Consider the following 8,816-nt stretch of genomic DNA (forward strand, 5'->3'; position numbering starts at 1 on the left):
GCCGCGCGGGGCCCGTCAGAAGCTCAGCACGAACGCGGCCCCACCCTCCAGCGGCCGCACATGGCGCACGCGGCCGCCCATGCCGTTGACCAGTTGCCGCACCACCGTCAGGCCGATGCCCTGGCCGCCTTCACGCGCGCTGAAGAACGGCAGGAAGATCTGCCGCTCCAGCCCCGCGGGCACGCCGGGGCCGTTGTCGCGCACGCTGATCTGCAACCGCCCGCCGCGGCCCTGGCGGGCCTGCACCCACAGGCGCGGCGCGGCCACGTCGGCCGTGGCCTGCTCGGCGTTGTTCAGCAGCGCCAGCAGCGCCTGTTCCAGCTGCCCTTCGTCGGCTTGCAGGCGCAGGCTGGGCGAGGCCAGCTCGAACGTGGCCTCGCCACCACGGGCCGCCCAGCCCGGCCCGACGGCCTGCTGCAGGCGGGCGAAGAGCTCGCGCAGGTCGACCGGCGCCATCTCCGGCGCCGGCCATTGGCTGACACGGCGATAGGTGCGCACGAAGGTCGACAGGCTCTCGGCGCGCTGCGCGATCGCATCTAGCGCCAAGCGCAACTCACCCTCGGCGCCTGGCTCGCTGAGCAACACCTGCGCGGTCTGGCTCAGGCTCTTGATCGGCGTCAGCGAGTTCATGATCTCGTGCGTCAGCACCTGCACGAGCTGCTGCCAGGCCAGCAGCGATTCGGTCTCCAGCTCATGCTCCAGCGGCACCAGCACGAGCAGGTTCTGAGCCTGGCCGTCCAGCGCCAGGGGCTGGCGCCGCAACTGCCAGCGCTCGCTGCCACGCTCGGTGTCCAGCACCACCGGGCCGCTGTGCATGGCGCCGCGCAACAGGGCGCGCAAGGCCGCGTGGTCGCGCACGCCGCCGGGCGCCTCGAGCCGGCGCGCGCGGCTGCTCAAGGGCAACAGGCGTTCGTCGACCTGCACCCACGCGGCGACCGGCAGGTGCTCGAGCTGGGCCTGCAGCACCGCCAGGCGGTGGCTGTCGGCCGACGGCGGCGCCTCGGGGGTGGCGGCCAACGGCGCCGGCCGGCGGCTCAACGGCCAGGCCAGCCCCAAGCCGGCCAGGGCGAGCACGGCGGCGCCCACCCAGGCCCGCGCCGACGGGCCCGCCGCCCGGGCCACCGCCCCGGCCGCCAGCCACAGCACCGCCGCGCCGATCACGCGCAGGCGATCAGAGGCCATGCTTGTCCAGCCGCCGGTACAGCGCCGCGCGCGACAGGCCCAGCAAGCGGGCCGCCTCGCTGAGGTTGCCCTGCGCCTCGGCCATCGCCGCCAGCACCGCGGCGCGCTCTTGCGCCGCCAATGAGCGCACCGGCTCGGCCACCGGCGCCGGGGGCTCGCCATCTGGCACCGGCGACAAGCGCTGCAGCGCGTCGCGGCAGGTGGCCACCAGGCGCACGTTGTCCCAAGGCTTGGTGATGAAGTCGAACGCGCCGCGCTTGAGCGCCTGCACCGCCAGCTCGATGTCGGCATAGGCGGTCATGATCACCACCGCGGGTGCCGCCGGGCGCGCCAGCACCTCGTCCAGCAGGCGCAGGCCTTGCGCGCCGTCGGTGCGGCCGGGGCCGAAGTTCAGATCGAGCAGCAGCAGCGCCGGGCGTTGCCTGTCCAGCGCAGCGGCCAGCTCGGCCGGGCGGCGCAGGCAGGTGACGGGGGCGACCCGGCGCTGCAGCAGCAACTGGGCCGCCAGGCCGACATCAGGGTCGTCGTCGAGCAAGAGGATCGTGGGGTCGGGCACGGCACGCATCTTCGCAGCCCCGTGCGGCCGCGCGCCAGCGGGGTGTCCGGAAGCGGACAGGGGGCTTGGCAGGCGCCGCGCCAGGCCCGACGCTGCGAAGCCTGATGACCGCGCCCTCACCTGCCCCCGCCACCCACCGCGTGCCCAGCGGCGCCGCGATGGACCGCACGCTGCCGCCCACGCGGCGCGTGGCGTGGCGCATCGTCTTGCCGGCGCTCGCGCTGGCCAGCGCCGCGGCACTGGCCTGGTGGCGGCCATCCAGGCTGCAGACGATCCACACGCCGCAGCTGGCCGTCGTGCACGCCGGCGAGTTTCGCGACGAGCTGGCGCTGCGCGCGCGGGTCGAGCCGATGCGCTCGGTGCAGCTCGATGCGCCCGAGGCCGGCCGTGTCGAGGCGGTGCTCGCCCACGATGGCGACAAGGTCGGCGCGGGCGCGCCGCTGTACCGCCTGCACAGCCCCGAGCAAGAGCAGTTGCTGATGCAGCGTGGCGCCGAGGTCGCCCAGCAGATGGCCAACGTCTCGGTGCAACGCAGCGCGCAAGCCGAGCGCCTGGCGCAGAACCGGCGCGAGCTGGCGCAGTTGCAGGCCGCGCAGCAGCAGGCCGAGGCCGACCACCAGCGGCAGCAGCAGCTCGCCGCCGCCGGCTTCGTCTCGCCCGCCGCGCTGGAGCAGGCCGAGCGCCAGCAGCGCCTGGCCACGCAATTGCTGGAACAGGCACGGCACGACCAGCGTGTCGAGGCCGACACCCAGCAGCAGTCGCTCGACGAGATGGCGCGCGCGGTGCGCGGCCTGCAGCGTGGGCTCGACCTGCTGGGCCGCTCGCGCGAGCGGCTGCTGCAGCGCGCGCCGATCGCCGGCCAGTTGAGCGGCTTCCAGCTGCAGGTGGGTGCCAGCGTCAAGCCGGGTGACCGGCTGGGGCGCATCGACGACCCGGCCGGCGGCCTGCAGCTGGCCGCCGATGTCGACGAGTTCTACTTGCCCCGGCTGCATGCCGGCCAGGTGGCCACCAGCGCCAACGGCGAGCTGGCGCTGGCGCAGACACTGCCCCAGGTGCAAGGCGGCAAGGTTCGTGTGCTGCTGCGCTGGCCCGGCAACGCCCAGCCACCGGCCGGCCTGCGCCCGGGCCAGGCGGTGGACCTGCGGCTGCAGCTGGACAAGCCGGCGCCCGCGCTGCTGCTGGCCGAAGGCCCGGGCGTGCAGGCCACGCTGTATGTGCGCGACGGCCACGAGCTGCACCGCCGCCAGGTCCAGCTCGGCCGCCGCGCGGCCGGCCAGGTCGAGGTCGTCGCTGGGCTGCAGGCGGGCGACGAGGTGCTGATTTCCCAACCCCCTTCCGAAGCCGAACGCTTCGCCTTGCCATGATCGAACTCAAGCAACTGACCAAGCGCCACCGCGCCGGCGATGTCGAGACCACCGCGCTCGACGCCATCGACCTGGTCGTGGAAGCCGGCGAATACGTCGCGATCACCGGCCCGTCGGGCTGCGGCAAGTCGACGCTGCTGGGCCTGCTGGGCCTGCTCGACCGGCCCACCAGCGGCAGCTACCGCCTGCAAGGCGAAGACGTGACCGCCAAGAGCCCGCGCGAGCTCGCCGCGATCCGGCGCGGGCGCATCGGCTTCGTGTTCCAGAGCTTCAACCTGATCGACGAGCTGAGCGTGCATGACAACGTGCAACTCGCGCTGCGCTACGGCACGCTGGCCGAGAAAGCCCAGCGCGCCCGCGTGGCCGAGGTGCTGGAGCGCCTGGGCCTGGCCCACCGCGCCGCCCACCACCCGAGCCAGCTCAGCGGCGGCCAGCAACAGCGCGTGGCGATCGCCCGCGCCATCGCCGCGCGGCCGGCACTGTTGCTGGCCGACGAGCCCACCGGCAACCTCGACAGCGCCCACGGGCAAGAGGTGATGCACCTGCTGCGCGAGCTGAACGACGAAGGCGCGACGCTGGTGATGGTGACCCACAGCACCGAGCACGCCGCGCTCGCCTCGCGCAGCGTGCGCCTGCTCGACGGGCGCGTGCTGGTCGATGCCTGTGCGGAGCTGGCGGCATGAGCCTGGCCCTGCTGAAAGACGCCTGCAGCGGCCTGCGCCATCGCCGCACCGCGATGCTGGTCTCGGTGGCCGGGCTCACGCTGGCGTTCACCGCCAGCCTGATGGTCGCGCTGCTGGCGATCGCGCTGTCGTCGCTCGACCCGACGATTCCCGAGCCCGACCGGGTCGTGGTGCTCGATTTCAAGGGCAACCCACCGGGCCAGCCCAGCCCGTGGTTCACCGCGTCGCCGCTGTCGTTCGGCACGATGCTCAAGCAACGCGGCGTGCCGCTGGACCTGATCGCCCGCACCACCAACGACGGCATGGACGTATCGGTGGGCGACCGGCTCGAACAGGTCTTCCCGCTGCTGGCCGACCCCGAGATCGTGCCGCTGTTCGGGCTGAAGGCGCTGGCCGGCGACCTGCAGGCCACGCTGGCCAGCCGGGATGGCGTGGCCGTCACGCCGCGCCTGGTGCGCCGGCTCTGGGGCGCGCTGCCGCCGCGCGAGGCGATGGGCAAGACGCTGGACGTGCGCGGCGTGGTCTACACCGTGACCGCGGTGATCCCCGACCTCGACCCGCGCAGCCCGCTGGACAACGGCGCGATGTTCGGCCAGCCGCACGACCTGATCGCCGGCTACGACTCGCAGGCCAACTCGAAGACCGAGGCCGAACGCCGCGCGCTGTATTTCGTCAATGGCCGTGTCTACGCGCGGCTACAGCCGGGCCGCTCGGCCGACCAGGTGGGCGGCTGGATGCACGATGCCTTCACCACCAGCCCGCTGTACCAGGACCTGCCCCCCGACTGGCGCACCGGCCGCGAGGCGGCATACTTTCGCGGCCTGCCGCTGACCCGCCTGCCCTTCGAAGGCGACTTCAACGAGATGACCTGGATGCTGGCCACCGCGCTCGGCGCGGCCTGCGCGCTGCTGCTGATGCTGGCCGCCTTCAACCACATGAACCTGCTGACCGCCGGCCTGCTGCAGCGCCAGCGCGAGACCGCGCTGCGCCGCAGCCTGGGGGCCGACGGCAGCGCCCTGCTCAGGCTGTGGGCGCTGGAGGCGCTGCTGCCGCTGCTGGCGAGCGCTGCCTGCGCGCTGCTGCTGGCGTGGTGGGTCGCACCGGCCGTGGGCAGCTGGATGAACCTGCCGGCCGCGCTGCCATTGGCCGACCCGCTGCCACCGCTCGCCCTCGGCGGCCTGGCCGCGGTGGTGCTGCTGCTGTGGCCGCTGACGCTGGCCGGCCCGGCCTGGCTCGCGCTGCGCCGCCCGCCCGCGCCGGCGCTGCAAGGCCGCACCGCGAGCGAAGGCCCCTGGGGCCGGCGTGTGCGCCAGGGTTTGCTGGCGGTGCAACTCGGCGGCGCGCTGATGCTGCTGTCGCTGGCGGGCGTGCTCGCCGCCCAGCAGCAGCACCTGCTGCATGCCGACCGTGGCTTCGACACCCACAACCGCCTGTGGCTCGGCGTGATGATCAACCCCGAGCTGGTGCCGAACCTCGATGCGTTCACCGCCGCGCTCGATCACCACCCGGCCGTGCAGCACTGGGCCATGAGCGACATGCGGCCGGCGCGCGACACCTCGGGCGGCCGGCAGGACCTGGTCGTCAGCCCCAGCCGGCACAAGCAGGTGCTGCGCCTGACCACAGCGTCGCCGAGCTTCTTCGACACCTGGGGCATGACGGTGCTGGCCGGCAAGCCGCAGGTGGGGCGCGGCGAGACGGCGATGGTGATCGATGCCAAGGCCGCCCGGCTGCTGGGCTTTGCCGACCCGCAGGCCGCCGTCGGCGCGCAGCTGCGGGGCGGCGGTGGCTACCTGCAAGAAGGCGACGAGCTGCGCCGCGTGGTCGCGGTGGTGAAAGACGTGAAGCTCGAATCGGCGCGCGACCCGGCGATGCCGCAAGGCTTCTTGCTGAGCGACAAGCCGCAGTGGGACCTGAGCATCCACGGCACCGACCTGGCCACGCTGCACCAGGCGGTCGAAGAACTGTGGGCCGCGCTGGGGCCGAAGGCGCCGCATGTGGTCCAGTCGGCCGACGAGCAGCTGGGCGAGGTCTATCACCAGGAGGCGCAGTTCGCCACGATGCTGGCCGCGGTGGCGCTGCTGGCCGTGGGCGTGGCGGTGTCCGGCGCGTATGCCTTGGTGGCCGACACGCTGCGCCGCCGGCGGACCGAGCTGGTGCTGCACCGCCTGCACGGCGCCAACAACCTGGCGATCGCACGCCAGGTGATGGCCGAGTTCGCCGGGCCGGTGCTGATCGCAACGCTCATCGGCCTGCCGCTGGCGGCATGGCTGGGCGAGCTCTACCTCGCCGGCTTCGTCGACCGGGTCGGCAGCGGCATCGGCCTGGTCGCGCCGCTGCTCGCCGCCAGCGCTGCCACGGTCGTTGTCACCGCGTTGTCGGCCGTGCGCCATGTGCGGCTGGCATTGGCACTGCAACCGATCGAGGCGCTGCAGTGATCCACGGCCAGAAGACCTTTCGCGTCAGCGACCGCCTGCTCGACCGCTTGCGGCGCCGGCTCGCCGAGCACCCCTACCTGCCCGGCTCGCTGGTGCTGCACGGCGGGCTCGTGCTGCTGTTGCTGAGCCTGCCGGGCCTGGGCGAGAACGAGCGCGCGCGCTCGGCCGCCGCGGCGGTCGCCCGCACCCGGCAGCAGATGGACCAGACCGAGGCACGCGAGCTGCGCCGGCGCGTCGAGCGCATGCAGGCGATCCGCGACCGGCTGGCCGATGCCGCCGGCGACACGCCGCCACCGTCTGCCGACCTGAGCGACAGCTCGCCGCAGGCCCTGGCCGCCCAGGCCGAGGCGCTGTCGGCCTCGATCGACGAGGCGCAACGCAAGCTGCGCGCCGCCGCCCTCGCCCGGCTGGCCGACATGCCGCTGACCGACGCGATGCGCACGGTGCAGGCGATGGCGGCGTCCGAGCCCAAGCCCGAGCCCGGCGCGACACCGGCCGAAGCCATCGCCAGGCTGGAGCGCAAGGCCAAGGACGCGCTGCAGGCCCAACGCGCGCAGCTCGAAGCCCAGCGCGACGGCGTGCGCCTGGGCAGCGCCGACCCGCGCAAGTACGGCCCGGCGCCCGTCACCGCGGCGTCGGCGCCGGCCAACCCGGCCTCGGGCTCCACCGGGCAGACGGTGCAGGCCGACGGCATCCCGCGGTCGCGGCTCGAACAGGTGAAGGCCATGATGCGCAACGGCAAGACCCAGGGCCGCCATGGCATCGCCGGCGTCGAGGGGGGCCGCTCGGTGAACCGTGAAACGGTGCGCGGGGTGGACGGCGGCTGGATCGCCAAGGCCGACGACCTGGCGCCCATCGCCGGCCCGTCGGTGATCGTGCCCGGCGGCAGCCTCGATCTCACCGGCAAGAGCACGCACCAGGTCGGCTCGGGCACGACCGGCGAGGTCAACCTCGTGCGCCACCTGCAACCCTCGCAGGTCGAACCCACCACGCTGCGCACCGGCGCGGGCCGCGTGATCGGCCCCGGCGGCGCATTCGCCACCCGCGTCTACCTCGACAGCTGGTACGTCATCGGCCCCTTCGCCGCCACCGGCGCCGCGCCGATCGACACCGTGCACCCGCCCGAAGACGACGTGGACCTCGACGGCATCTACACCGGCATGGGCGGGCAGCCGGTCAGCTGGCAGTACGCCAGCCGCGGCTTCTACCCGTTCATCCCGCCCGATCGCGCGGAGCGCGCGGTGTACTACGCCTACACCGAGCTGCGCCTGGACGAGGCACGCGACATCTGGCTCGACATCGCCGCCGACGACGACTCGAAACTCTGGCTCGACGGACGCCAGATCTGGACCGGCGCCCCCGGCGACAAGCCCTGGTTCCGCCCGCCCTACTACCTGCCCGACGAGCAGGTCGCCAGCCTCGCGCTGGCCGAGGGCCACCGCCGCGTGCACCTGGAGCGCGGCACCCACCGCCTGCTGGTCAAGCTGTTCAACGACCGCGACCGGGCGTTCTTCTCCGTCGTGCTGGCGCCCTGACGCCCCCACCCCCTTTCCCCTCTTCATTTCACGAAGGCCTGACCGTGCAGTTCAACTTCTTCCAACAACTGGCCGCCGGCGGCGCCGGCATCTGGGTCATCGCCGCGCTGTCGGTGCTGGCGATCGCGGTGGCGCTCGAGCGCTTTCACCGCTTCCGCCCGGCGGCGGTGGTGCCACCGGCGCTGGCCGACGAGGTCGTGCCGCTGTGGCAGGCCGGCCGCTTCGACGAGCTGGAGCAGGCGCTCGTCAAGCACGACAGCGTGTTCGCCCGCACGCTGCGCTTTCTCGTGGCGCACCGCAGCCGCTGGTCGGCCGAGGTGCTGGCGGCGCGCGCCGGCGAGGTCGCCTCGCGCTCGCTGCGCGCGCAGCAGCAACGCGCCTACCCGCTGGCGGTGGTGGCCACCGTGGCGCCGATCGTCGGCCTGCTCGGCACGGTGGTCGGCATGATCGAGGCCTTCCACGTGATCGCGTTCACCGGCGGCATGGGCGATGCCTCGCTGCTGGCCGGCGGCATCTCGAAGGCGCTGGTCAACACCGCCGCGGGCCTGGCGGTGGCGTTGCCGTCGCTGGCGCTGCACCACTTCTTTCGCCACCGGCTGGTGACCTGCGGCCTGGCGCTCGAAGAGCAACTCGAACACGTGCTCGACGCCTGCGTGCGCCCCGGGAGCCACTGACATGCGCATCGACCTTGGCGACGACGAGCAGCCCGAGATCAGCCTGATCGCGCTGATCGACTGCATCTTCTTCCTGCTGATGTTCTTCATGGTGGCCACGTCGTTCAAGCACCAGGACGACAGCAAGCCCCTGAAAGAACTGCCGATCACGCTGCCGCAATCGGCGATCTCGCTCGACAAGGCGACCGCCGCGCCCGACCTGCTGGTGCTCGGCGTCGACGCGAAGGGCGGCGTGTACTGGGGCCGCGAGCGGGTGACGAAAGTCGTGCTGCGCGAGCGCCTGCACGCCGCCGCCGCGCGCAACCCGGCCCAGCCCGTCCGCATCGACGGCGACACCCAGGCCGCCTACCAGGAGATCGTGCACCTGCTCGACCTGTGCCAGTTCGA

At 73.3% G+C, this 8,816-nt stretch carries 8 protein-coding genes; 6 read left to right on the forward strand and 2 right to left on the reverse strand.

The annotated features are described in order from the left end of the window. Nucleotides 1-15: 15 nt before the first annotated feature. A complete protein-coding gene (locus ACE3SG_RS22210; protein WP_374568403.1) occupies nucleotides 16-1,182 on the reverse strand; it encodes a PAS domain-containing sensor histidine kinase in 1,167 nt (388 codons plus the stop codon). Further along, a complete protein-coding gene (locus tag ACE3SG_RS22215; protein ID WP_374568404.1) occupies nucleotides 1,172-1,738 on the reverse strand; it encodes a response regulator in 567 nt (188 codons plus the stop codon). Before ACE3SG_RS22215 ends, ACE3SG_RS22210 begins: the two co-directional genes overlap by 11 nt. Nucleotides 1,739-1,842: 104 nt before the next feature. Here ACE3SG_RS22215 and ACE3SG_RS22220 point away from each other — a divergent pair, with 104 nt between their 5' ends. The 6 genes from ACE3SG_RS22220 to ACE3SG_RS22245 all read left to right on the forward strand — a co-directional run. After that, nucleotides 1,843-3,102: an efflux RND transporter periplasmic adaptor subunit gene (locus tag ACE3SG_RS22220; protein WP_374568405.1), complete on the forward strand. Its 1,260-nt coding sequence runs from the start codon at nucleotides 1,843-1,845 to the stop codon at nucleotides 3,100-3,102. Next, nucleotides 3,099-3,785 carry an ABC transporter ATP-binding protein gene (locus ACE3SG_RS22225; protein WP_374568406.1) on the forward strand — a complete coding sequence of 229 codons (687 nt, stop codon included), beginning with the start codon at nucleotides 3,099-3,101 and terminating at the stop codon, nucleotides 3,783-3,785. Before ACE3SG_RS22220 ends, ACE3SG_RS22225 begins: the two co-directional genes overlap by 4 nt. Continuing rightward, nucleotides 3,782-6,220: an FtsX-like permease family protein gene (locus tag ACE3SG_RS22230; RefSeq protein ID WP_374568407.1), complete on the forward strand. Its 2,439-nt coding sequence runs from the start codon at nucleotides 3,782-3,784 to the stop codon at nucleotides 6,218-6,220. Before ACE3SG_RS22225 ends, ACE3SG_RS22230 begins: the two co-directional genes overlap by 4 nt. Continuing rightward, nucleotides 6,217-7,755, forward strand: a complete 1,539-nt coding sequence (locus ACE3SG_RS22235) for a hypothetical protein (protein ID WP_374568408.1) — start codon at nucleotides 6,217-6,219, stop codon at nucleotides 7,753-7,755. Before ACE3SG_RS22230 ends, ACE3SG_RS22235 begins: the two co-directional genes overlap by 4 nt. A gap of 44 nt (nucleotides 7,756-7,799) precedes the next feature. Beyond that, entirely contained in the window at nucleotides 7,800-8,429 is a 630-nt protein-coding gene (locus ACE3SG_RS22240; RefSeq protein ID WP_374568409.1) for a MotA/TolQ/ExbB proton channel family protein, read from the forward strand. 1 nt (nucleotide 8,430) lies between these two features. After that, nucleotides 8,431-8,816: ExbD/TolR family protein (locus ACE3SG_RS22245; RefSeq protein ID WP_374568410.1), on the forward strand; the 386-nt coding region annotated here is incomplete at its 3' end.

Origin of the sequence: Ideonella sp. (assembly GCF_041914305.1) — a bacterium.
Classification (GTDB): domain Bacteria; phylum Pseudomonadota; class Gammaproteobacteria; order Burkholderiales; family Burkholderiaceae_C; genus Ideonella.